This is a genomic window from Halobacillus sp. H74, from assembly GCF_052246715.1.
Classification (GTDB): domain Bacteria; phylum Bacillota; class Bacilli; order Bacillales; family Halobacillaceae; genus Halobacillus; species Halobacillus litoralis_A.
The window spans coordinates 74,408-99,334 of record NZ_JBQQCI010000001.1; the positions used below are offsets into that span (position 1 = coordinate 74,408).

28 protein-coding genes are annotated in these 24,927 nt (G+C 43.7%); 1 reads left to right on the forward strand and 27 read right to left on the reverse strand.

Annotation, left to right across the window (positions count from 1 at the left end; genetic code table 11):
- Window positions 1-27: 27 nt before the first annotated feature.
- The 24 genes from ACTWPX_RS00425 to ACTWPX_RS00540 all read right to left on the reverse strand — a co-directional run bounded on the left by ACTWPX_RS00425 (window position 28) and on the right by ACTWPX_RS00540 (window position 20,901).
- Entirely contained in the window at window positions 28-891 is an 864-nt protein-coding gene (locus ACTWPX_RS00425; RefSeq protein ID WP_443118033.1) for a F0F1 ATP synthase subunit gamma, read from the reverse strand.
- Between the two features lie 33 nt (window positions 892-924).
- On the reverse strand, window positions 925-2,433 hold the full coding sequence (atpA, locus tag ACTWPX_RS00430) for a F0F1 ATP synthase subunit alpha (protein ID WP_128525588.1): 1,509 nt from the start codon (window positions 2,431-2,433) through the stop codon (window positions 925-927).
- A 15-nt stretch (window positions 2,434-2,448) separates the two neighbouring features.
- Window positions 2,449-2,997 carry a F0F1 ATP synthase subunit delta gene (locus ACTWPX_RS00435; RefSeq protein ID WP_443118034.1) on the reverse strand — a complete coding sequence of 183 codons (549 nt, stop codon included), beginning with the start codon at window positions 2,995-2,997 and terminating at the stop codon, window positions 2,449-2,451.
- Window positions 2,994-3,515, reverse strand: coding sequence for a F0F1 ATP synthase subunit B (gene atpF, locus ACTWPX_RS00440; RefSeq protein ID WP_128525586.1), 522 nt, complete (start codon window positions 3,513-3,515; stop codon window positions 2,994-2,996). Before atpF ends, ACTWPX_RS00435 begins: the two co-directional genes overlap by 4 nt.
- A gap of 229 nt (window positions 3,516-3,744) precedes the next feature.
- Window positions 3,745-3,957: a F0F1 ATP synthase subunit C gene (gene atpE / locus ACTWPX_RS00445; protein ID WP_014644824.1), complete on the reverse strand. Its 213-nt coding sequence runs from the start codon at window positions 3,955-3,957 to the stop codon at window positions 3,745-3,747.
- Between the two features lie 50 nt (window positions 3,958-4,007).
- Window positions 4,008-4,730 (reverse strand): F0F1 ATP synthase subunit A, encoded by a 723-nt coding sequence (gene atpB, locus ACTWPX_RS00450; protein ID WP_128525585.1) that lies wholly within the window; start codon window positions 4,728-4,730, stop codon window positions 4,008-4,010.
- A gap of 24 nt (window positions 4,731-4,754) precedes the next feature.
- A complete protein-coding gene (locus ACTWPX_RS00455; protein ID WP_128525584.1) occupies window positions 4,755-5,123 on the reverse strand; it encodes an ATP synthase subunit I in 369 nt (122 codons plus the stop codon).
- A gap of 1 nt (window position 5,124) precedes the next feature.
- Window positions 5,125-5,343: an AtpZ/AtpI family protein gene (locus tag ACTWPX_RS00460; RefSeq protein WP_443118035.1), complete on the reverse strand. Its 219-nt coding sequence runs from the start codon at window positions 5,341-5,343 to the stop codon at window positions 5,125-5,127.
- 380 nt (window positions 5,344-5,723) lie between these two features.
- A complete protein-coding gene (locus tag ACTWPX_RS00465) occupies window positions 5,724-7,886 on the reverse strand; it encodes a S8 family serine peptidase (protein WP_443118036.1) in 2,163 nt (720 codons plus the stop codon).
- A gap of 208 nt (window positions 7,887-8,094) precedes the next feature.
- Entirely contained in the window at window positions 8,095-9,243 is a 1,149-nt protein-coding gene (gene wecB, locus ACTWPX_RS00470) for a non-hydrolyzing UDP-N-acetylglucosamine 2-epimerase (protein WP_128525581.1), read from the reverse strand.
- A gap of 39 nt (window positions 9,244-9,282) precedes the next feature.
- Window positions 9,283-9,915 (reverse strand): uracil phosphoribosyltransferase, encoded by a 633-nt coding sequence (gene upp, locus ACTWPX_RS00475; RefSeq protein WP_443118037.1) that lies wholly within the window; start codon window positions 9,913-9,915, stop codon window positions 9,283-9,285.
- A gap of 761 nt (window positions 9,916-10,676) precedes the next feature.
- Window positions 10,677-11,933, reverse strand: a complete 1,257-nt coding sequence (glyA, locus tag ACTWPX_RS00480; RefSeq protein WP_443118038.1) for a serine hydroxymethyltransferase — start codon at window positions 11,931-11,933, stop codon at window positions 10,677-10,679.
- A 24-nt stretch (window positions 11,934-11,957) separates the two neighbouring features.
- The gene (locus ACTWPX_RS00485) at window positions 11,958-12,530 is read right to left on the reverse strand and encodes a TIGR01440 family protein (protein ID WP_443118039.1); all 573 of its coding nucleotides are present in this window, start codon (window positions 12,528-12,530) and stop codon (window positions 11,958-11,960) included.
- Window positions 12,531-12,639: 109 nt separating this feature from the next.
- Window positions 12,640-13,080, reverse strand: a complete 441-nt coding sequence (gene rpiB / locus ACTWPX_RS00490) for a ribose 5-phosphate isomerase B (RefSeq protein WP_128525576.1) — start codon at window positions 13,078-13,080, stop codon at window positions 12,640-12,642.
- Between the two features lie 286 nt (window positions 13,081-13,366).
- On the reverse strand, window positions 13,367-13,978 hold the full coding sequence (locus tag ACTWPX_RS00495) for a low molecular weight protein arginine phosphatase (protein ID WP_443118040.1): 612 nt from the start codon (window positions 13,976-13,978) through the stop codon (window positions 13,367-13,369).
- A gap of 71 nt (window positions 13,979-14,049) precedes the next feature.
- A complete protein-coding gene (locus ACTWPX_RS00500; protein ID WP_443118041.1) occupies window positions 14,050-14,586 on the reverse strand; it encodes a manganese efflux pump MntP in 537 nt (178 codons plus the stop codon).
- Window positions 14,587-14,646: 60 nt separating this feature from the next.
- Window positions 14,647-15,672: an L-threonylcarbamoyladenylate synthase gene (locus tag ACTWPX_RS00505; protein ID WP_443118480.1), complete on the reverse strand. Its 1,026-nt coding sequence runs from the start codon at window positions 15,670-15,672 to the stop codon at window positions 14,647-14,649.
- A gap of 286 nt (window positions 15,673-15,958) precedes the next feature.
- Complete coding sequence (locus ACTWPX_RS00510; protein WP_128525573.1) at window positions 15,959-16,282, reverse strand: hypothetical protein; 324 nt, start codon at window positions 16,280-16,282, stop codon at window positions 15,959-15,961.
- A 43-nt stretch (window positions 16,283-16,325) separates the two neighbouring features.
- A complete protein-coding gene (gene spoIIR, locus ACTWPX_RS00515) occupies window positions 16,326-16,931 on the reverse strand; it encodes a stage II sporulation protein R (protein ID WP_443118042.1) in 606 nt (201 codons plus the stop codon).
- A gap of 68 nt (window positions 16,932-16,999) precedes the next feature.
- Window positions 17,000-17,875: a peptide chain release factor N(5)-glutamine methyltransferase gene (gene prmC, locus ACTWPX_RS00520; protein WP_443118043.1), complete on the reverse strand. Its 876-nt coding sequence runs from the start codon at window positions 17,873-17,875 to the stop codon at window positions 17,000-17,002.
- Window position 17,876: 1 nt separating this feature from the next.
- Window positions 17,877-18,947: a peptide chain release factor 1 gene (prfA, locus tag ACTWPX_RS00525; protein ID WP_443118044.1), complete on the reverse strand. Its 1,071-nt coding sequence runs from the start codon at window positions 18,945-18,947 to the stop codon at window positions 17,877-17,879.
- A 132-nt stretch (window positions 18,948-19,079) separates the two neighbouring features.
- Complete coding sequence (locus ACTWPX_RS00530) at window positions 19,080-19,481, reverse strand: hypothetical protein (protein ID WP_128525569.1); 402 nt, start codon at window positions 19,479-19,481, stop codon at window positions 19,080-19,082.
- A 260-nt stretch (window positions 19,482-19,741) separates the two neighbouring features.
- The gene (locus ACTWPX_RS00535) at window positions 19,742-19,909 is read right to left on the reverse strand and encodes a hypothetical protein (RefSeq protein WP_443118045.1); all 168 of its coding nucleotides are present in this window, start codon (window positions 19,907-19,909) and stop codon (window positions 19,742-19,744) included.
- A 311-nt stretch (window positions 19,910-20,220) separates the two neighbouring features.
- The gene (locus ACTWPX_RS00540; RefSeq protein WP_443118046.1) at window positions 20,221-20,901 is read right to left on the reverse strand and encodes a Na-translocating system protein MpsC family protein; all 681 of its coding nucleotides are present in this window, start codon (window positions 20,899-20,901) and stop codon (window positions 20,221-20,223) included.
- Between the two features lie 695 nt (window positions 20,902-21,596).
- On the opposite strand from ACTWPX_RS00540, the gene ACTWPX_RS00545 reads away from it, so the two are divergent.
- Window positions 21,597-21,749 carry a hypothetical protein gene (locus tag ACTWPX_RS00545; protein ID WP_443118047.1) on the forward strand — a complete coding sequence of 51 codons (153 nt, stop codon included), beginning with the start codon at window positions 21,597-21,599 and terminating at the stop codon, window positions 21,747-21,749.
- 137 nt (window positions 21,750-21,886) lie between these two features.
- On the opposite strand, the gene ACTWPX_RS00550 is transcribed toward ACTWPX_RS00545, so the two are convergent.
- The 3 genes from ACTWPX_RS00550 to rho form a co-directional block, all read right to left on the reverse strand.
- Window positions 21,887-22,516, reverse strand: a complete 630-nt coding sequence (locus ACTWPX_RS00550; protein WP_443118481.1) for a thymidine kinase — start codon at window positions 22,514-22,516, stop codon at window positions 21,887-21,889.
- A 307-nt stretch (window positions 22,517-22,823) separates the two neighbouring features.
- Window positions 22,824-23,069, reverse strand: a complete 246-nt coding sequence (locus ACTWPX_RS00555) for a type B 50S ribosomal protein L31 (protein ID WP_128525566.1) — start codon at window positions 23,067-23,069, stop codon at window positions 22,824-22,826.
- A 177-nt stretch (window positions 23,070-23,246) separates the two neighbouring features.
- Window positions 23,247-24,536 carry a transcription termination factor Rho gene (rho, locus tag ACTWPX_RS00560; protein WP_281974484.1) on the reverse strand — a complete coding sequence of 430 codons (1,290 nt, stop codon included), beginning with the start codon at window positions 24,534-24,536 and terminating at the stop codon, window positions 23,247-23,249.
- Window positions 24,537-24,927 lie beyond the last annotated feature (391 nt).

Here is a 24,927-nt window from a genome sequence, read left to right on the forward strand (position 1 = left end):
CTTACTGTTGAAAAAATACGGGAGTTCCTATTCGAGGGCAGCTGCACCGCCGACAATTTCAGTAATCTCCTGGGTAATAGCAGCTTGACGTGCGCGGTTATAAGAAAGCGTAAGATCGCCAATTAAATCATCAGCGTTATCTGTAGCACTCTTCATCGCTGTCATTCGAGCCGCGTGCTCACTTGCTTTACTATCGAGCAAAGCACCATAAATCAAGCTTTCAGCATACTGCGGAAGCAAGACCTCAAGAATCTCTTCTTGATTAGGCTCATACTCATATGAACTTTGACTCGCTTTGCCCTCTTTATTCAAATCAGTCAATGGCAGCACTTTCTTTTCCGTAACTTCTTGAGTTATAGCGCTGACATAATGATTGTAATAAATGTATAGCTGATCGATTTTTTCATCGGTATATAGTTGAACCGTATCTGAAGCAATATCCTTGATATCAGCGTAATCCGGCTGATCAGCCACACCTGTAATGTCCATATCTACTGGCATATTACGTTTGCGGAAGAAGTCACGACCGATACGACCCATCGTAATCAGGGTATATTCTTCAGCAGAGGTGTGATGATCTCGGATCTGTTGGTAAACTTTCCGGAGAACGCTGCTATTGAATGCCCCCGCCAGTCCGCGGTCAGAAGTGATGACAAGATATCCTGTCCTCTTGACTTCGCGCGACTCAAGCATTGGATGGCTTGCATCACCGCCACCTTGGGCGATACTCGCGACCACTTCTTGGATTTTTTCACTGTAGGGAACGAATCTTTTAGCATTCTGCTCGGCGCGATTCAGCTTTGAAGCGGATACCATCTCCATCGCCTTTGTGATTTGTTTCGTCTTCTTCGTAGATGTAATCCGACCTTTAATATCTCTAAGGGATGCCACGCTGTTTCACCACCCTTTCCAGCTATGATTCATTTATTCAGAAACAACAAATGTTTTCTTGAATTCTTTCACAGCACCACTCATGTCTTCATCGTCAGCCAGTTTGCCTGTCTCACGAATTTGAGAAAGAAGCTCTTTACGATTGTTATCCAACCAGTTATGGAACTCAGACTCGAAACGAGTGACATCATCTACTGGAATTTCATCCAGGAAACCTTTTGTAAGTGCATAAATGATCATGACCTGTTTTTCTACAGCTAATGGTTGGTGAAGACCCTGTTTCAGTACTTCCACTGTACGAGCTCCGCGATTCAGTTTTGCCTGTGTGGATTTATCCAAATCAGAACCAAACTGTGCAAAGGCTTCAAGTTCACGATAGGATGCAAGGTCAAGTCTTAGTGTTCCGGCTACTTTTTTCATAGCTTTGATTTGAGCCGAGCCACCTACACGCGATACAGAGAGACCTGCGTTGATCGCTGGACGTACCCCGGAGAAGAACAAATCAGATTGTAAGAATATTTGACCGTCTGTAATGGAAATCACGTTTGTTGGAATGTATGCAGAAATGTCTCCAGCCTGTGTCTCAACGAAAGGAAGAGCAGTCAATGAGCCGCCGCCTTTAGCGTCACTGAGCTTAGCCGCACGTTCCAGCAAACGAGAGTGTAGGTAGAAAACGTCTCCCGGGAAAGCTTCACGACCTGGGGGACGACGTAATAGTAGAGAAAGTTCACGGTATGCAGCCGCCTGCTTAGAAAGATCATCATATACGACAAGCACATGCTTACCGTTGTACATGAAGTCTTCACCAAGTGATACACCTGCATATGGAGCCAAGTATAAGAGCGGTGCTGGTTGAGAAGCACTCGCTGTAACTACGATCGTGTAATCAAGTGCACCATGACGTCGCAGAGTTTCTACAGTACCACGCACGGTAGATTCTTTTTGCCCGATGGCAACGTAAATACAAACCATATCCTGATCATGTTGGTTTAGTATCGCATCAATTGCAACGGAAGTTTTACCTGTTTGACGGTCACCAATGATCAACTCACGCTGACCACGACCAATAGGTACTAGAGCATCAATGGCCTTGATACCTGTTTGGAGTGGCTCATCAACGGATTTACGATCCATAACACCAGGGGCCGGAGATTCAATAGGGCGAGTTTTCGTCGTTTCAATTGGACCACGGCCATCTACAGGCTGTCCAAGTGGATTCACGACACGGCCCAGCATTTCTTCCCCGACGGGTACTTGCATGATTCTTCCAGTACGACGAACTTCGTCGCCTTCTTTAATATCAGTATATGGTCCAAGAATGACAAGACCAACGTTACTTTCTTCCAAGTTTTGTGCCATTCCCATGACACCATTCGAGAATTCAACTAGCTCACCAGCCATGACGTTATCAAGGCCATGAGCACGGGCAATTCCGTCACCGACTTCGATTACGGTACCCACATCATTGACTTCTATATCTGATTCATAGTTTTCAATTTGCTGTTTAATCAGCGCACTGATTTCTTCAGCTTTGATGCTCATGTCATTTCACCCCTATCATCTTTTGTTCGTAGAAACTAGCTCGCGCTCTATACGGCGAAGCTTTCCACTGACAGAACCATCAAATATACGGTTACCCACCCTCAATCGAATGCCGCCGAGGATGGAAGAATCTACGATATTCGTCAGGTTCAAGGATTGTTTACCGACCTTAGGTGCGAATGTTTCTGAAAGACGTTGTTTCTCTGCTTCCGAAAGTTCGCGGACGGAGTAAACATCCGCATCTGCAATTCCTTTTGCATCATTCATCATCCCGATATAATGCTGTATCATATCTGCGATAATATCTTCACGGTGTCTCTCGACCAGGAGTTTCAGTGTATTTACGATCTCTTCAGAGAAAGACTGAAAAGAATCCATCATGACTTTTTTCTTCTGATCTACAGATACACGAGGGTGCTTCAGGAATGAGACGATTTTGTTGTTATCACGATAAACTTCACGTAATGTTAGTAGTTCAGTTTCAAATTGATCTAATTTCGATCTTTCTTTTCCCAGTTGGAAAAGGGCATCAGCATAGCGTTTGGCAATGATAGACTGGCTCATCGATCTTCGCCTGCCTTATCGATATACTGATTGATCAATGCCTCTTGATCTTTTTGAGAAAGTTCTTTTTCAATTACTTTCGAAGCAATCATGACAGACATGGATGCCACTTGGTCTTTAAGGGCTTGTACTGCTTTTTCTTTCTCCTGTTCAATTTCCTGACGAGCAGACTCTTTGATACGTTCTGATTCTGCTTTAGCATTTTCCAGAATATCCCGTTCTTGCTGGCCTGCCGTTTTACGGGCATCCTCTATGATATTCTGTGCATCTTGACGTGTTGATTTCAATTCCTCAGAAGCTTCGCGTTGCATACGTTGAGCTTCTTCGCGACTTTTCTCAGCCGTGTTGATTTCATTAGCTACGTAATCTTCACGTTCTTTCATCATGTTCATCAATGGTCCCCAAGCAAACTTACCTAAAAGGGCCAGTAGACCAAGGAAAAAAACAAGTTGAATGATCATGTCACCTATGTTAAGTCCTCCAGCTCCGAGGACCATACTCTCTGTAAATCCTTGCACAGTTTTCACTCCTCTCCACACCATCTCATAACAGGCTTTCACTTATATAGAGCGTATATTTGCGATAAACAATACAGCTAGACAAGCGAAAAACCCGGCTTCCGCTGTAAAAACAGCTTCCGTCGAAGTTTTCTTACCATGACTCACGGGTATAAAGTTTTCGTAAGGTAAAGGAAAGGCGAAGATCGATGGAGTTGAACTTCGCCATAAGCGTATTCGCTCTTCCTTGTTATTGACCCATTACGATGAATGCAATAACAACGCCGATGATAGGAATCGCCTCTACTAGGGCAACACCGATGAACATTGTTGTTTGAAGTGCACTGCGCAATTCTGGTTGACGCGCAATTCCTTCTACTGTACGACTTACAATCAGACCGTTACCAATACCAGCACCTAGTGCTGCTAAACCTACTGCAATTGCAGCTGCTAAAAGACCCATAATGAAAATCCTCCTCAATATTTTTAAAAAAATAATTTTAATGCTTTATATTAATGGTCGTCGCTCACCTTGTGAGACAAGTAAACCATCGTTAACATAACGAAAATAAACGCTTGGATGAAACCAATGAAAGTACTAAAGCCCATCCATGCTATCATCGGAAGTGTTGCTCCGATAAATCCACCCACGCCTGTCGCTGCTAATCCAACGAGCAAGCTCAGCAGGATTTCACCTGCATAAATGTTCCCGTAAAGACGTAAACCAAGTGTTAACGTATTCGAGAACTCTTCAATGATTTTGAATGGCAATAAGAACGGTAAAGGACGTACAAATCCTTTTGAATATTCCTTGCCACCTTTCAACTTCACCCCATAATAATGGGATAACACTACGACCAATGTCGCAAGAGTCAAGGTAATTCCCGGATCGGCTGTCGGAGATTTCCACCATAGGGTGTGTCCAACTACACCATTTGTGACGACCCCTAACATATTTGCTACGAATATGTAGGCGAATAATGTTAGCCCAAGGGGCAAAAAGAGTCTGCCTGTTCTCCAATCCATGTTCGATCCGATGATGCCTTTGATGAAATCAATCAGCCACTCCATGAAGTTTTGAAAACCTGTTGGATAACGCTGCATGTTTCGTGTCGCCGCTACTCCGAGGATGAATACGACCAATGATGCAACAAACATCATAAGAACGTTCGATAAGTTGAAATCCAACCAAAAGATTCCAAACGCATCCTCCCACATCGGTGCTTCGTGATTCAAACTGTTCACCTACCTTCCATCATGCTAAACTGTTGATTTATTGAACAGATAATCTATTAAAATGACAAAATAGGCTGCCATTAAGCCCAATACTACTGAAATTAAATGGAAATATTCTTCAAACTGAAGGGCAATGACTACGGCTAAAGCGCCGGAAGCCAATCGCGTAAAAGTACCAATTCCTCTTACAGAGCGGCTCTCTGCAGAAGCTTCTCCAAGCTTGCGGATTTTCCGTTGCATAAGCCAGAGGTTGTAAAAGCTTAATGCACTTCCTAGCAGAAGTCCGAGGAAAATTGGCTGCCAAGGGGTGATGCCCCAACCAAGTACTAATAAAGCCAGAAGATAGAACATCCATTTTCGTTGACGGGCCATCATATGCTGATATGTCTCCATGTTAATCGTCTCCCGTGTACGTCCGTACTAAATGAATAGTTCCATATGTACCTGCACCTAACCCGAGGAAAATTCCAATGATTAAGAATGTGGGTCCGGTGGAATAATGACCATCAATCCATTTCCCCAGAAATGCGCCGACAAGTGGTCCGCCAGCAAGTTGGGAAGCGATGCTGCTCGTTAAAGCCATTGCTTGAAAAGGTGGTTTGGTTTGTTTCATGACTTGACCTTTCTTGACAAATAAAAAAGGGTTAAAACCTTTGCTGTCACTGGTGAAAACCTTATCATTCCACACTATGTAAGAATACATTAGGGGTGGTTTGATGTCAATGAGTTTGTGAGCAAAAGTACAAATGGATGACAAAATTCGATCACATTTTTGTCACAATTTTACCCTTCACACAAAACATGAATTTCACTAGATAAATTAAGTATCTCCTCATCAAAATAATGGGTTGTGTTCCAGCATTTAACTTTTTATACCACAGAAAAGTTCTTCAGTCTGATTTGGCGAAAAACTTATTTAAAAACGCACTTAATAGAGTTGCAAATAAAAAAAAGCACCGCCTTTTTAACCAAGAGCGATGCTTTCATTTCTATTTATTCTCCTTCTATATAAACTGGGAAAGAATAGCTATCAGATCCCTCATTGGAATTTACAGTAACAACAGCCAGGTAAGCCCCCTTCAGGTCAAGATTTTTCAGCCCGGCTTCCCCTTCTATCATTCCAGGTCGAGGTTGATCAATTTCTGCAATCGTCCCAATATTCAACAATGTCCCAGCACGATATAAGTCAATCGTCACTTTTTCCACCTGGTCAGCAAGGTGAAAACGATACATGCCTCCCTTTTCATCATTCCAATTTTGAGTCAGCTCAAAGCCTGAGACCTTATTATAGTCAGAACGCTCTTTTACATAGACATATGGCAGTTGATAATCAGTCTCCCCTTTAAGAGTCAAGTATCCTTCGTGGATTCCCTCTTCTAAAAACGCATTATTCAAACGCAACTCCACGTCTGCCTCTTCAGACTTTCCTGGTGGAATTTCCATCGTCATCGGTACTGTCCATGATTCGCCGTTTTCGGATTTCGGTCTTTCCATCTGCAATTGGACAGGTTCATCTGATAGGTTTTCTACTTTAAATGAGAGCTTCTTTCTGAAGAAATTATCGTCTGCTTTTCCGAAAGAAAGTGGAGCTGCACTAATTACAATCTCAGGGTCAAGAGCTTTATTGACATCGATGAAACCAGCCCCCTGCTGGGTTGGAGGAAAAGGCGTTTCCTTATTATAAATCAGTTGTGCCGATGTTGTTAGTGCGTTTTTCACTTGTTCCGCATTCCAATCAGGGTGCGCTTCTTTCATCAGTGCCGCAACTCCAGCCACGTGTGGAGCCGCCATGCTTGTCCCTTGAAGTGCCTGGTATCCCCCCGGCACAGTACTCATGATATCCACCCCAGGTGCAAGGAGGTCAGGTTTGATTTCCCAACTGGTGGTCACAGGACCGCGTGAGCTGAAAGGCGCCACTTGATCACCTAAGGATTCTTGCACTGTCTCTATCCATTGATTCTGCTGGACCGCTTTCTCCACCAACCACTTTCCAGCTTCTTGCGAAATCGCACCAACGGGAATCGGCAAGTTCAAACCATCCAATCCTCCATAAAACATCCCTTTTTCATTGTTAGCAATGAGCACACCTTTCGCTCCTGCTTTATAGGCTCGCAAAGCTTTTTGACTGAAAGGAATCCCTCCTCTTTCAAACAAAGCAATCTTGCCTGAAACATTATCGAGATTCTTTTCTCCTGTGCCCACATATTCAATCGGATACTTTTTATCCAGTTTCCACTTCTGTGAACCAGATAACACTTGAACAGCGACCTTACTTCTTTCTCCTGGTACTTTTAATATAGGTGCTTTCATTGATAAAGCTGAAGCTCCTACAGTGATAGCATCTGATGATGTAGCCGGGGAACCGACAGTCCAGGAATCAGGGCCAGAGTTTCCTGCTGCCACAACCACAACCACCCCTAACTCTACAGCTTTGTTTACGGCATGAGTGGTAGGCCAATCCGGTCCGTTTACGTCATTGCCGAGTGAAAGATTGATCACGTCCATTCCTTGTTTCACCGCTTCTTCTAATGCCGCAATCACTTGCACAGAGGAGCCTACGCCACCGGGTCCAAGAGCGCGATAGGCATATAGTTCTGCCTCAGGAGCAATCCCCTCCATTTCCCCATTCGCTCCGATAACTCCAGCTACATGGGTTCCGTGTACAGTTTTTCCTTCCCCTTCTGTCTCCATGGGATCTTCATCAAAATCGACCGTATCAAATCCACCGCTATAATTGGCTTCTAAATCTGGATGTGTATAATCAATACCTGTATCAATGATCCCGACCTTTACCCCATCTCCTGTATAAGGAGACTGAATTCGATTACGAATATCTTCCGTTGTGAAACTTAGAGGCTTTTCACCGAGTGATCTGTATGTTTGAACAGGGTACTGATTGACGACGTTATCCATTCGCACTAATTTTTCCAGTTCCTCGGCCGTACCGCGTATGGCTACTCCATTAAAAATCGTATCGTATTCAGCCACTACTTCAAGACGAGGTAACCTTCTTTTCAACTCTGAAATGAACGGAGCAGTATCTTCTTTCAGCTCTACGATGATCGTCACTTCTTCTTCCGGTGCTACAGGTGTTGGAGGAGCACTAAATCCCGTAAGTATGACAAAAGTTAAGAAGATAGAAATATAAAACCTCATCAAACAGCGCTCCTTTTTCTTTTATCTTCTGTCAGTGTAATGTGTTTATACTCAAGGTGAAAAATATTTGCTGATAGGATTACTAAAAAAAGAAAGGAGGGTAAAAGAAGAAGAGGGAGAAATGGTTGAAAGCTCCACACCAAGCGCCGGCTTTTATGAGTTCATTCAAAAAAAGACTGGGCTCCAAGAGAGCCCAGTCTTTACTCATTTATTCAATTTCAAATGGCGCAGGTTTGTCTTCCCGATGTCCAAAGAAATAGCGGATAGCTTCAGCGATACGTGCGGAAGCTTGACCATCTCCATAAGGATTCGAAGCTTTCGCCATAGCTTCATGCTTACTTTCATCTGAAAGCAACTCATGTGCTAAATGGAAAATATGGTCTTCTTCCGTTCCCGCAAGCTTCAATGTTCCTGCCTCGATACCTTCCGGACGCTCTGTTGTATCACGAAGGACAAGCACAGGCACTCCGAGAGAAGGAGCCTCCTCTTGTACCCCGCCAGAATCCGTCAATATCAAGTGTGCTCTTGCAGCAAAATTATGAAAATCGATGACGTCAAGTGGGTCGATCAATTTAATACGTTCATCATTCCCAAGGATCTCATCTGCTGTTTCTTTGACAACAGGATTCAAATGAACAGGATAAACGACCTGTATCTCTTCATGTTCTTCCACAAGACGTTTGATTGCACGGAACATCTGCTGCATATTATTTCCAAGGTTTTCCCTGCGGTGAGCAGTCATCAAAACTAGTCGTTTTCCATCGACTTCTGCCAAAACGTCGGAAGTGTAGCTGTCATCCACCGTCGTTTGCAGAGCATCGATTGCTGTATTTCCAGTTACGAAGATATGGTCTTCCGACTTATTTTCAGCAACTAAGTTGTCACGTGACTTGTTGGTAGGTGCGAAATGCAGATCAGCCATGACCCCCGTCAACTGACGGTTCATCTCTTCCGGGTAAGGCGAATATTTATTCCACGTACGCAAACCAGCTTCAACATGACCGACAGGAATCTGGTTATAGTAAGCTGCCAATGAAGCCGCAAATGTTGTTGTTGTGTCACCGTGGACGAGAACGATATCAGGTTCCGTTTCTTTCATCACTTCGTCCAGACCCTCTAACGCACGAGTAGTCACTTGTGCTAAAGACTGACGAGCTTTCATGATATTCAAATCATAATCTGGTTCAATATCGAAAATAGATAACACTTGATCGAGCATTTCTCTATGCTGTGCTGTAACGGCAACAATGGGCTCGAATTGCTCAGACCTTTTTTTCAATTCCAATACAAGTGGCGCCATTTTTATCGCTTCTGGTCTTGTACCGAAAATCGTCATTACTTTAATACGATTACTCATGTATTCTCCTCCTTTAATGAGGAAGTTCTAGTCTATTTTTTACTTCGTTCCATATAAGCGATCACCAGCATCGCCTAAACCAGGTACAATGTATCCTTTTTCATTCAATTTTTCATCAAGAGCGGCTAAGTAGATATCAACGTCCGGATGCTCTGCCTGTACAGCATCGACACCTTCTGGAGCAGCAACAAGGCACATTAGACGGATTTGGCGAGCTCCCCGTTTCTTCAAGGATTCGATAGCTTCATTCGCTGATCCCCCTGTCGCCAGCATCGGGTCGATAACAATCAGTTCACGCTCTTCAATATCACTAGGAAGTTTGACATAATACTCTACCGGCTTTAACGTTTCTGGATCACGATAAAGGCCAACGTGCCCGATTTTTGCAGCAGGAATCAACTGAATGATTCCATCCACCATACCAAGACCAGCACGTAAGATAGGAACGAGACCGATTTTTTTACCTGTCAGCACTTTCGCTTTCGCATCTTCTACAACAGGTGTGTCGATTTCGACTTCTTCTAGAGGAAGGTCACGTGTAATTTCAAAAGCCATCAATGCAGCTACTTCGTCCACTAACTCACGGAAATCTTTCGTTCCTGTTTCTTTTTTACGTATGTACGTCAATTTGTGTTGAATCAAGGGATGATCCAGTACATAAACGTTTGCCATTGCCAATCACTCCTTCTCAAAGTTTACATCCTTTAAATTGTACTGAAAAAGAGACACTACTGCAACCCACTACAATGACCCACAACCATTCTCCTCCAATAAAAGCTCCGTATCAGGAAAATTTGGTTTCGAGACTTTTGTATAAGAAAATGGTGGCTGGGAAAACGGATCGCTTTCCGTGGGGGCATGTGGTGAGCTTCCTCAGGCTTCGCCTTCCGGGATCTCACCATGCCTGTCCTCCCATAGGAGTCTCGCAATTTCCCGTACCTTCTTCTTTTATGTGGAGAACGGAAACCTCAACTTCGGTGCTTCTAGTGAAGAGCGCTCCCTATGAAAGAGAACCGTATTGGAGTACAAATATACCTAACCAAGGTTCGTTCATCCTATGTTGAAAGGGGTGGCTTTAAAATGACGAGACTCCTGCGGGATGAGCGGGATAGGTGAGACCCCGGAAGGCGCTGAGCCTGAGAAGGCTCAGCACACGCCCGCGGAAAGTGTTCAAATGCGGAATTGCCCTGGGAGACACGATTGGCATAAGCAGAACATCATCGGGATGTGGTTTTTCATTCCTTTGATGTTCTGCTTATGACGCGAGTGTCTGGACAATGGAACTGGATGAGTTGTTCCCCATAGCCCTAAAACCTCATTAAAAGTCTCGAAATCAGGCTTTCAAGTGTTCCGGCATCTGCATCTGTTCGGTAATGGTTGACTGCGGTTTTCGAAAAAGAGCCACTAGTAGTTACTAGTGGCTCTTCGGTCTATTAAAGGGAAGAATAATTCAGTGTTTGATACATAGGGAAACGGCCAGTCAACTGACGCACACGCTCTTCTGCTTCTTTCATCTTCGCTTCATCTTCATGATGCTCAAGAGTATATGCAATCAGGTCAGCGATTTCTTCCATTTCAGCTTCCTTGAAGCCACGACTTGTCACCGCTGCTGTACCAATACGGATTCCACTTGTGACGAATGGACTTTCAGGGTCAAACGGAATCGCATTTTTATTCGTCGTAATTCCTATTTCATCTAAAGCTTTCTCAATCACCTTTCCTGTCAGTCCTTTGTTACGCAAGTCCAATAGGAGAAGGTGATTATCCGTACCACCAGAAACGAGGTCGACTCCTTTATCTAAAAGAGACTGAGCCAGCTGTTTGGCATTTGCGACAAGTTGGTGTGAGTACTCTTTGAATTCAGGTTCTAATGCCTCTTTGAAGGATACAGCCTTTGCAGCGATGATATGCATAAGCGGTCCTCCTTGCATGCCAGGGAAAACGTTTTTGTCGATTTTTTTAGCAAAGGATTCTTCACAAAGAATCATACCCCCACGAGGTCCGCGCAATGTCTTGTGAGTGGTGGTCGTAACGAAATGAGCATGCGGCACTGGGTTCGGATGCAGTCCAGTAGCGACCAACCCTGCCACATGGGCCATGTCTACCATCAGGTATGCGCCAACTTCATCCGCGATTTCACGAAATTTAGCAAAGTCGATCTTTCTTGGATAGGCACTGGCACCGGCAACGATAAGTTTCGGTTGTACTTCTTTAGCCTTCGCTAATACATCATCATAATCAATGGTTTCATCTTGATCATTTACACCATACTCTTCAAAGTTATAAAGCTTTCCACTGAAGTTGACCGGACTGCCATGAGTCAAGTGACCACCATGATTCAAATTCATTCCTAATACTGTATCACCATGATCCAGAACTGTGAAATAAACGGCCATATTCGCTTGGGCCCCAGAATGCGGCTGGACATTCGCGTGATCTGCTCCGAACAGCTGTTTCGCGCGGTCACGAGCTAGATTCTCAACCACATCCACGTGTTCACATCCACCATAATAACGGCGGCCAGGATAGCCTTCTGCATATTTGTTCGTCAACACAGTCCCCATCGTTTCCATTACAGCCTCTGATACAAAGTTCTCTGAGGCAATCAGTTCAATATTATCCTGTTGGCGATTTTTCTCATCCTTGATTGCTGCAAAAATTTCTGCGTCTGTTGATTTAACATGATTCATGGTCAAACGTTCCCCTTTCCATTCCTAATGATCACATGACCCTTCTTCTGAACGATTTACATAGACTGCCCTTTCCCCGCCAATGAGAGGGGGTCGAGTTTTAGCAGCCGTTACATGAGCATGGCCGATGGACGTTTGCTCAATCCGAAGCGGAACAGCGACTCGCCTCAAGTGCATCCCGATCAAAGTATCTCCTATATCAAGACCACCTTCAGCTTCAATCCGTTCCACTAGAACTGGATCCTTCATTTGCTTAAAAACATACGAAGCCATCGATCCCCCTGCTTGAGGGACTGGGATTGCCGCAACTTCTGTTAAGCGTTGCTGATCTAGAATTGATCGTTCTATGACCAGCGAACGGTTCAAATGCTCACAGCACTGAAAAGCGAATTGTACACCTGTTCGATCTTCTAGTTTCTTCAGTTCACTAAATACGACTTCAGCAATCGCTTCACTTCCCGAAGTACCTATTCGTTTACCTGCAATCTCACTCGTCGAACATCCGATGACAAATAAGCCGCGTCTAGTAGAACCATCCTCTATCAACTGGTTGACTACATTGTTGACATCCGCTTGAATCTGTTCTAAATCCATCATTTTACTCCACCTCCTCCAAGGGGATATGAAAAAAGGAGAAGCAATCGGCTCCTCCTTCAATTGTCAGCTTCCGCATACATATGCTTCCGCTTTTCTATATTCCATTGTATTACTTATTTTCGTATTCGGCAATCTTACTGACACGTCTTTCGTGACGGCCCGCCTCAAAATCTGTAGAAACCCAAGTTTTAGCAATTTCTTTCGCCAGACCAGGACCGATCACACGCTCACCCATACAAAGCACATTGGAATCATTATGTTCCCGTGTCACTTTAGCAGTGAAGAGATCGTGGACTAAGGCAGCGCGTATGCCTTTTACTTTGTTTGCAGAAATGGACATACCGATGCCTGTCCCGCAAATCAAGATCGCTTTATCAAATTCACCGTCAGCAACACGTTCAGCTGCCGGAATAGCGTAATCAGGATAATCGACAGAGCTTTCACATTCACATCCGATATCTTCAAATTTTATTTGAAGTTCTTCCAAAACATCTGCCACTTCTTTACGTAAATTGATGCCGCCATGATCTGAAGCAAGGATTACTTTCATCTTCTGACACTCCCGTCTACTATAATCAATCTCATCGTGACAGTTTCCCTCTCAGCTGTCAATCAGTTGCGACGGATTTGCTTCAATAGGCCTTCTTATTATGTAATAAGCTACTTTCATCTCGCCTGACCTTTTCCTCTTTCCCGGCCGGCCAATGCAGTACAGTTATTGGATAAAGCATCAAATGAATATGTAATGAGAACCAATTCCTTACTAATAAAGGAATGGTTTCAAACGTAAAACTGAATCGATTTCAATACACTTTCAGCTCTCCTTAAAAGAAACTTTAACTATCATTTCTTTCCAACATTTTTACTAGCAGCTCAATATGCTCTTCCAGTTCATCCCGAGTATTTCGGTAGATGCTAACATTTCCTCCAAAAGGATCGGTTATATTCAAGTCAGGCAGGTCATTTTCCAATTGTTCAATTTCTTTAATTTCCTCTCCCAACTCTTCCAGCAGCTTCTTCTCAAGTTCATAATCATCCAAAGAGGACTGATGCTCACTTAGAATCGCTGAACGCTTGTCCTCAAAGCTGCTGTATAAATCTTTCAATTTATCCCATTGGACCTCGTTCACCAACACATACTCCTTGAGCGTATAATATTTGTCCTCGTATTCAGGATATTGCAAAGCCAATGTTTGTTTATGGCGATCTGTCATAGTAAGAACCAGGTCCGCCCAGGCTAAGGAATCCTTATCCACAGGATTTGTTTGATGGTCCAGGGTTAAATCAATTTCACCAAGGACGATTTCGGAATTTTTCGCAAGCGTTTCCCCTTTGCCTGCAAAAATGCCCGCAGATCGAACTTGTCCATCCGCAAGTTTTGATTTCAATAATGCCTCCGCCATCGGACTTCGGCAGGTATTTCCAGTACAGACAAATAAAATATTCATAACCATTCTTCTCCTAACCCATAGTCCATTTTCTCTATAATATCACAGGAAGATGCTCGACTAAAAATTTGTCAAAATATGGCACTTAGACCTAAAGCGCACAGAATACTTCCGCCAAGCAATTCACTGTAGGTGCCGAGAAGACCACCCGCTCTGCGTCCAATGATGAACCCAGCCCATGTAAGCACCATACTGAATACTCCAAAAGACAGAACATATATCCAAACTTCTGCTTCTCTCAAGCCTATACTGAAACCGACCGGGAAACTATCAATGCTCACACTCAAAGCAAATAACCATATACCTACGCCTGTCATCCGATACGAGAAGGAGTGCTTCTCTGTAAAGGAAGCGAATACAGCATAGGCACCTAAACCAAACAGCATGACCCCACCAGCTAATGTCGCCCATTCGCTAGCACTAACCGAGAGCCATTTTCCTAGCAGGATTCCTAATCCCGGCATGAAAATATGAAAAACACCTATGACGATTCCAGCGACAAAAGCATGTTTTAAACGTACCGCTTGTAAGCCCATCCCTAAGGACACGGAAAAAGCATCTAAACCTAAGGCAATGGATAACAAAATCAATGAAGTCAGCTGCTCCAACTGAAAATCCCCCTCCTCGGACATGCTATATCATCGTATGCGCGGAAAGGGGACTCTATGTTAGTACTGCTTGATTTTTTTCACAGCTGCCTTTGTCAATCGGTTCATAATAGCAGCACCGACCCCGGTTTCCGGGAATGTTTCACACAAGATGATATCGATGTCTGCCTTCTTGAATTCTCTTAATGCTCCATAGAGTCGTTCAGCTATTTGCGCTAAATTTTCTCTTGATCCACATGTAATCAGTGAAGCGTGCTTCAATTGAGCAGCCAACTGATCACTTGCAATTACACCGACGCGATAACCTTGCTTCGATAACTTTTCCATCTGGTCATGGAAGAAATCTTCTTCCCCATCCACTAACCATAGTGGCGCTTCAGGGGCATAATGAGTATATTTCATCCCCGGAGATTTTGGAGATTGCGCTTCATTAGCAAGCGCTGGATCAATGATGACTTCCGGAAGCACTTGTTCCAAATTTTCTTTAGTTACGCCTCCTGGACGAAGAATGACAGGGATTTCGGTCGTACAGTCAACAACAGTTGACTCCACTCCGACCCCAGTAGGTCCACCATTAAGGATGCCGGCGATCCGTCCATTCAAGTCTTGAAAAACATGCTCAGCCGTGGTCGGGCTGGGCCTGCCGGAACGGTTTGCACTCGGGGCGGCTAGTGGTCGATCCGTAGTACGTAATAAAGCGAGCGCCAGTGGATGGTCAGGCATACGGATGGCGATTGTGGATAAGCCAGCTGTGACATTTTCAGCGGCAGACCCGTTACTCTCCATAATAATCGTCAGCGGACCGGGCCAAAACTCATCCATGAGCTGTCGAGCGATAGGAGGTATAACGTGCACCAATTTTTCGACTTGGTCTTTATCCGCTACGTGGACGATCAATGGATTATCAGACGGCCTCCCTTTAGCTTCGAAAATCCGTTGCACGGCAGCTTCCTGCGTAGCATCGGCACCAAGGCCATAAACGGTCTCTGTTGGAAAGGCAACGACTTGCTTGTTCAGGAGGAATTGTGCCGCCTCTTTTATAGAAGAATCAAATTCAATAGCTTCATTCCAAACCTTTGTTTCCATGCTCATCATACGTACTCCTTCTGCTTATCTAAGAAATGAAAAAAGATGTATTTGTGGATGGCTCTCAGCCGTTGTTTTTTCTCTTAATACTATTATGAATAATTCTACAAAATATCGCAAATTCAGACATTATTCACAGGATGTCCTCATGATGAATTGAGTTATCCACAAAGATACCCACATATCCAAAATTTCCGTTAGTAATTTTACGCATCTAAAAATATCTATTCACAGCTTATGCACAAAAAATAGGTTTTTTGTGCATAAGTAACTCACTTATTAACAGTTACTTGTGGTTAACCGTGAATATCCACAAACTTTTTTCGACATCATCTAATTTGAACTGTTGATGTTGTAAAAGAAAATCGAGCGTTTGCGAGTGACTTTCCACATGCAATTCAGCAAAACCTTCCTCCTCCACAAAGGATTGAATAACTTCAAAGACTTCAAGCACCCGCCCCGGAGAGATGTGATCAGCGACCTGCAATTGCTCCAGTTTTCCTATGTCACCCGCAAATTCAATGAGTTTGAAAGTCCCGATCGTTTGATCTTTCTTTTTCAATTGATAGAGCTCTTCTTCCACTTTTTCAATATACATAACAGAATCCACACCCCTTTTCTCCTACTCTATGAAAAGGGGTGTGGATGATATGCTAGGAAAAGATATTTTCCCATATTTTCACGACGAAGAACTTCACTTCTTTCTCTTCCTTCTCTACTGGTGCTTCTTCTGCAGGCACTTCTTCTGCTTCAGCAACACTCGTCCCGTTGGAGAAATCCAGGAAGCACAGAGGCGGGAATAATACACACCACCAGTTATCCCCTTCTCCACTACCTAATGTAATCAATATCGCTTCGTATTCTCCTGCAGGGTAAATATATGAGCCGTACAATTTTGTCGGAAAGGTAACACTGGAATCATAATCCACTGTATAAGTTTGGTCGATACCTTTGGCTTCCAGTGTCTCAGCTACGATCTTTTCAAGTTCCGGTAAACGGTCCCCGATCAATTGACGGGCTGCTTCGACTGATGTCAAGTCTTCCACCCACTCAGTGATTTCCGCATTCACTTGGTCTCTTACTTCGCGTTTGACCTGTTGATCTTCTTCATCGTTACTATCCGCTAATATCCGCAGACGAATGGCTTCATCTGGAATCACTTGAAAGTTTTGTCCATATTCCGCTTCCATACGCTGTCCCCAAGGGAGGACTGTAAGAATGACTGTCAATCCCATTAATAGAAGTAAGCTGTTTTTCATATTGTTTTCCTCCCTGTCCCTGTACTAGTCGCTAGTATGGTCAGAGGAAAAGAACTTTAATCAAAATTCTATGAAACTCTTAATTCTTTATGGAAGCTAAAAATCATTCGATCCTTGCCATTCATATCTTTACGGATTTCCGTTTCGTACTCAGGTAAAAGTTTTCTGATCATGCCCTCCACAGCTACTCCTTGTTGGTGACCAATTTCAAAAGCGATACACAAAGGTTTCTTTTCAAACGTGGATAATTGTTCAAGCATAATCCGATAAGCCGCTAAACCATCCTCATCAGCAAAAAGTGCCAGTTCAGGATCGAAGTTGACGACAGTATCATCCATCCCGCTCTTGTCCTTATGAGAGATGTAGGGAGGGTTGGATATAACAATATCGATCGAATGATTTTTCAACGGGTTGAGGAAGTCTCCTTGATAAAACTGAATGTCAGCTTGCATTGCCTCCGCATTACGCGCAGCTACAGCGAGCGCATCTTCAGAAATGTCCACAGCTATGACTTCGCTATCAGGTATTTCCAAAGCAGCCGAAATCGAGATGACTCCACTTCCTGTCCCGATATCAGCGATTTTGGGACGATCAATTTTATGAGAGCGGATAAATTCAATCACTCCAAGCAAAAGCTCTTCTGTTTCAGGCCGAGGAATAAGTACATGGGGACTGACCTTGAATTCACGCCCGTAAAAGTGTGCGAAGCCGGTTATGTGTTGGACTGGAACACCCGTTTCGGCATGTGCATGGATTTGATTCACAAAATCTTCTCTTAGGCTTAAAGGGAATTCCTCAATTTCATAAGCTAGTATTTTTGCTTGTGACCATCCTAAAAGGTTTTCGATCAAAAGGTCCCCCACACGCGCTTCTCTCCCGTGCTTTTGTAAAAAAAGAGAAGCCCAGCGGCGGGCTTCCCGAATCGTCGTAAAAGTAGGCTGCATATCATTCACCAAGCTGTTCAAGTTTATTGGTTTGTTCTTCTATCAATAAAGCTTCAATGATCTCATTCATGTTTCCCTGCAGAATTTGATCGAGCTTCTGCAAAGTCAAGCCAATACGGTGATCAGTTACACGCGTCTGTGGGAAATTGTAGGTACGGATCCGCTCCGAACGGTCTCCGGTTCCCACGGCAGACTTCCTGCTTTCATCATATTCTGCTTGTGCCTCCCGCTCGAACTTATCATAGATCCGGGCACGGAGGACCTTCATCGCTTTTTCTTTATTTTTGATTTGGGACTTTTCATCCTGACAAGAAACCACAATCCCCGTAGGTACGTGGGTGAGTCTCACGGCAGACATCGTCGTATTAACACTTTGCCCCCCTGGACCACTGGAAGCGAACGTATCGACACGAATGTCCTTGTCATGGACTTCGACTTCAACTTCTTCGGCTTCCGGCATAACGACAACTGTAGCGGTTGACGTATGGATTCGCCCACCCGATTCTGTTTCGGGCACGCGCTGTACACGATGGGCGCCGTTCTCAAATTTCATTTTCGAGAAAGCCATATGTCCATTAACCATGAAGATGATTTCCTTATAGCCACCTACGTCATTGGCGTTCGCCTCAATGACTTCTGTTTTCCAGCCCTGCATTTCAGCATAACGAGCGTACATCCGATATAAATCCCCAGCAAATAAGGATGCTTCATCGCCACCGGCTGCCCCGCGGATTTCCATGATGACGTTTTTATCATCATTCGGGTCTTTCGGAAGCATAAGGACCTTCAAACTTTCTTCAAGCTCTTGCTTCCTCTTGGACAGTTCACTTATTTCCTCTTTGACCATTTCGACCATATCATCATCGAGCTGATCATCAAGCATTGCTTTGGCATCATCCAACTGCTCAGTAACCTCTTTGTACTCACGATAGGCGGTTACGGTCTCTTGCAAGCCAGATTGCTCTTTTGAATATTCGCGGAGTTTATTTGTATCAGATATCACTTCAGGATCACTTAGTAATTCATTCAATTTTTCATAACGATCTTCTAATGTTTGTAAACGTTCAATCAACGGTATGCACCTCTTTCTCCATAACATTCTAATTATATTATAGAGAGATCACGGATACAACAGCACACCTTCCTTGCTGCATAAAAAAACAGCCCTGAACCTCCATAGTCGGATAGCTCCGGGCTGACGAGATCACTTGATTTTCACTTGAATATCATAGCTTGGCACTGCTTGATAAATCGCTTCTTCCACTTGTGCTTTCCATTCTTCCTTCTCTTTCTCAGACATCTCATCTTCACCGGCGATATCTACCGTCACCCACACTTTATTCGCTTCCAATATGACCCGTTTAACCTCAACGCCAGGAAGCTCTTGGGCCGACTCTTTAATCAACTCGCGATCCTGTTTCATTCCCCATGTATCACCGACTTTACTTATTGATCGGGGATTTTCCGTTTCCTCAGTCGCCTCATTATTCATACCCATATTCTCCACATCATCACGACTGGTTTGACCCTGATAATTTTCCATTTGCAGTCCGCACGCTGTCATAAGCATAAGGGACACTGCCAGCATTAGAATAAATCGAAACATCTTCCTCACCTCTTCTCTTTTGCTCATTATTATTTCCCGAACCACCTTGATTATGTAAAAAGCATCCCCTATAAACTCCACCTTTGTCAGGTCAGTAATTCCAGTCAGGTTCAGTTACAGGATGAGCAATGAAGAAAGGAAAGAAAGAAAGAAAGAAGGAACGAACCAACATCATTAAGGTTCACCTAACATTAATTGGTATTATAACCAAAACTGAAAATGCACCAGGTCATGTGCTGACCTGGCGCACCCGCTACTTTTTATTTTTGGATTTCTAGTTTATATTTCGAGGGGATGACTCCCTCACTCTTTATGTGTTGTAAATACTCTTCAGCCTCTTCATAAGACTCGAAAGTCACTTCTTCATCATTTCTTCTGAATTCAATTACTATATGCTGGTCGTCGACTCCGACAATACGATATACCATAGATACCCCTTTCTACTACGCGGAATTACAATAAAAGGAAAATAAAAAAATCCGAAAAGTCCCCACAGGATGGAGTACTTCTCGGATTTTTGTCTAGCTCTATTGTCCAGCTCAATTTTACCGATTATTTTATGTTCCTTTTTATAAATGGGTTTTACACATAAGGACCAAACGGCTCTTCGTTTCATCCCGCTTATTATTATAGTAGAAAAACTCTTTTATGAAAACCCCCTGGTATAAGGGGATGCTTCTTCGGCTTTTTAGGATGGTTCGGGGCTTTTCACTAATGCAGGTGTTATCCAGCAACTTTTTTATGGACGTAAGAGAAAGACGATGTAACTTCGGTCATTTTGGAAATCCCAGTCCACAAAGGTATCCTCTATTCGTTTTCCAAGAATTTTCTCAAAAGAAGCCCTGTTGAGTAAACGCTTCTCCAGACGCCGTTTCGAAATCTTCAGAGGCTCTTCATAACCGGAAGCAATCAGTTCTTTTTCAATGGCTACCAAAATACCTGACCTTACAATAAGGAGCGTCCGGTCATTCAATAAATAGGAATTTATCGACTCCGGTGCTTTCTCAGCTTGTTCGCTTACCTTTTCTACTTCTTCATATAAAGTAGAGCCAGGGTCATATGATTTAAGGTTAGTGCTCTGCTGGTCGCTTTTCACGATTCCGATTAATATTCCTGATTTATTGGGGAAGGACCAGTCGTAATAGATTGATTCAACTTCAATTCCTACACTCGCACGAAAAGTAGCCTTAATATCTGGAATCAGTTCTCTCATCATCAAATCTCGTGTTTCCTCCACTTTATTATGATTTTTTTGACCGACCAAAACACGTTCCATCGGTGCTAAAAAATCTTTTAAATAAATGGTGAGGTAGGGGTCTTCCAGGGAGACGAAGACTGATGATGGTCCTTTCCCAAAATGATCTCGCAATAGTTTACCTACATAACTGGACATTTCTGATTGTACAGATTGCTTATCCATAATTGACCTCCGTCATTTTTAAGTATCTGCTCCTTAAAGTTCCACAACTTATTACTATTTAAACGAAACGTCTCGTTAAATCAAACAAGGTTATTCAATATTATAGCAGGGGGCGTAAGACTCGTTTTCCGAGATGTTATGGAGCTGTTAGGGGCTGCAGGAAACGGATCGCTTTCCGTGGGGCGCGCGCTGAGCCTGCTCAGGCTACGCCTTGCGGGGTCTCACCTGTCACGCTAATCCCAGTTCTTAAACCATTGGAGGCTGAATTTCGGTTGGAGATCTTAAACCGCACAAGTGCTATCCAGCTCCAGTACCTAGCAGCTAGTGAGACTTCCCTCGCTTCTGTACGATAAGTCAACATCGAATCGCTATGCTCTTCGTGTTTCCTTTATCTCCTCCAGCTCAGTCCAGTCCATACGCCGCTGATCAAGGTACTTCCGCTTTCAAGTTAGGAGTCTCACCGTTTCCCTCCGCCCCTTAGCCGTATTAAGCATCTCGAAATCGATTTGTATGCTATCCGACTGTTTAATGGAAAAAGAAGCGAAAAAACCTCCTGTAGAGCCTTTTCATTATAGATCCCTGTCCCAAAGTAGGGTGTTTCCCTTTCTTTAGGAGGCTTTTTTCATTGCCCTCAAGTATGTTAATGAAAATCACTCTTTTTAGATATGCCTCGTTGCTTCCACGAGGAGCGTTCGGTGTTGACGCCTGCGGGAACAGCGCGAGCCGAAGATCCACTTGGTCAAGTGATCTTCTTAACCAAGTTAGCTGAGGCCGTGCCCGCGGCAAGCATCCACCGACAAGCGATGCGTGAGAAGCAACAACAAACTTTAACAGTTCTTCTAGATTGAAAAGGGTTTTTCAGTGGCCTCAGTAGCTTCCAAGACCCCATTCGCACTCCCCAAATATCTCGAAACTGAGTCTTACACAATCGGCAGCTTTGTTGATATACAAAAAAGGCAGCTGAGATTTCAGCTGCCGGGGAGACCTATTTATTCATCGTTTTTTCAGCATAAGCTGCTTTCACTTCTTGTTGCCTGGGTTTATTGGGAACTTCATGGTGATGACGGCATCTAGGCTCATAGGATTCGGAAGCTCCGACTAAGATGATTGGATCATCATACGATGCGGGAGCTCCGTCAATCAAACGTTGTGTACGACTAGCCGGCGATCCGCAAATCGGGCAAATCGCATTCAATTTAGTTACACTTTCGCTCAAAGCCATCATTTCAGGCATTTTTCCGAAAGGCTCTCCTCTAAAGTCTGTATCTAGACCTGCGACGATGACGCGTATGCCTCTGTCCGCCAAACATTCTACTACTTCTACAATATGTTTATCCAAAAACTGCAATTCATCAATTCCGACTACATCCACCTCGTCCGAAACATGCTGGAGGATGTCCAACGAGCTTTCCACAGGCCGGGCCATCACTGATGTACCATTATGTGAGACAACGGCATCATCTTTATACCGCTTATCTATCGCAGGTTTGTATACACGGACGGTCAAATTGCCAAATGTCGCTCTTCTCACGCGGCGTATCAGTTCTTCTGATTTACCACTGAACATACTTCCACAAATAAGCTCTACCCATCCGCTTTGTTTCATTACATACACGTCCACTGTCGCTCCCTTCTCACTCGATCAAGATCCAATAGTGCAAGAAAAACTTAAGAGCCTTACACTTTCGAACGACCTTATCATCAAAAAAGAGCTACCTTGATCAACCCCTATGAATCAGCGGCTATAAATCGCCAAGGACAGCTCCCCTCATTTATTGAAAACTATCTAAAGGGTAAAAAGACTTCCTAGGAAATCTCCTCACACCCCTATTTTTTGACAAAAAAACAGGCAAACCTTTGAGACAATTTGCCTGTTTTTGTTCAAAATGATGAAATTTCCTTCAAAAGAAGGTGTATCATTATTATGAAAGGTTATATTTCTTCTTGAATCGATCCACACGGCCGCCAGCTTTATCAGCTTTTTGCTTACCTGTGTAGAACGGGTGAGACGCAGAACTAATCTCTACACGGATCAATGGGTATGTGTTTCCATCTTCCCACTCGATTGTTTCTTCAGAATTCTGAGTAGAACCTGTTAGAAACTTGAAATTAGAACTTGTGTCTAGGAATACGACTTTACGGTATTCTGGATGAATTCCTGCTTTCATGTTCTTCCACTCCTTTTTGCCCTGAGTCCTTAAGAAACAGAGTTATTGTAAGAGCCGTCGAAGGTTCGTGATAACACCTTGTACTGAAACTCACATAGAATGATTATAACAGGGGGACAACCCCAATGCAACATGAACTTGATAATTAAAGAAGGACTGTTAAGAGTTCCTTAACATTTACGAACGCCGGGCAGGCGTCGCTTTTCCTTTCATATCCTTGTCCATTAAATCGAAAAATTCTTCATTATTTTTTGACGATCTCAAACGGCGTAGGAAGCGATCTGAGAAATCATGGGCATCTGACATCGTTTTACGGATCGCCCAAACTTTATCAAGGTGAGCCTGGGACAGCAGCAACTCTTCTTTCCGAGTACCTGAGCGCAATATATCGATGGCAGGAAAAATCCGGCGTTCGGCCAAACTGCGGTCCAGATGCAGTTCCATATTTCCAGTTCCCTTAAATTCTTCATAGATGACGTCATCCATACGTGAGCCTGTATCTACAAGGGCAGTAGCCAAAATCGTCAAGCTTCCCCCTTCTTCGATATTCCGAGCTGCACCGAAGAAACGTTTCGGACGGTGGAAAGCCGCTGGGTCAATCCCCCCTGAAAGGGTACGTCCACTCGGAGGGATGACCAGGTTGTAAGCTCTTGCTAGTCTTGTAATGCTATCCATCAATATGATGACATCACGCTTGTGTTCAACTAAACGCATGGCTCGCTCCAACACAAGTTCTGAAACTTTAATATGATTTTCCGGCACTTCATCAAAAGTCGAGCTGACTACATCAACATCAGGGGCGACAGAACGTTCAATGTCCGTCACTTCTTCCGGACGCTCATCCACAAGTAAAATAATCAATTTCGCATCAGGCTGATTGGTGGATATGCTGTTGGCCATCTGCTTTAACAACATCGTTTTCCCTGCTTTTGGAGGAGCAACAATGAGTCCACGTTGTCCGTACCCTACAGGAGCCATGAGATCCATGATTCGAGTAGACAGTTTTTTTGTCTCGGTCTCAAGTTTTATGTGACGGTCCGGATAAAGAGGAGTAAGTGCCGGGAAGTGTACCCTTTCCTTGGCAGAGTCCGGGTCCTCCCCATTCACTGCATCTACGTGCAGCAACCCGTAATAACGCTCATTTTCTTTCGGAGGCCGGACTTTTCCGGAAACTTTATCCCCATTCCTCAGGTCAAAGCGACGGATTTGAGAGGCTGAGATGTAAATGTCTTCCGCACTCGGGGAATAGTTGATCGGACGCAGGAATCCAAACCCTTCAGAAGGAATAATCTCCAAAATCCCGTCCATAAATAAAAAGCCATCTTTTTCAGCTTGAGCCTTCAAGATTGCAAAAATCAATTCTCTTTTCGTAAGTTTCGCATAGTAAGATACTTTATACTGTCTAGCTTTTGCATAAAGACCTTTCAATGTCATTGTTTCTAAATTGGAGATAGTTATATCTGCCACGTAATCACCACTTTTTTTATATTTCTTTATATCTGTCAAGTTCGTAAGCCAAAAGCGCGAAGCTTTGGAGCCCCGTCACGCTAAAGCAAACTATCTCAATGAAGGTATCTTCCTCCTATGAGTTTGATGCCTCCTGTCGTTTTCCCTGAAAACTCTGGAGCTGGTTGTCATTCTCATCACTGCTTTGTCTTATGATAATAAATAAATCCCGAAAAGCTTTTCATTTGGAAAGTAATGACTTCTCTAAGTATGAATGCCCGAATAGAAGATCCAGGAGAAGTTAAGTGAAGTAATATTTATAGAAGCTTTCGGAGGTCTATGGTCGCCATTATCTTCTATCGCTATCAAACAACCTTTATTGTACTCCTGTCCTTACACAGTTTCAATCCTA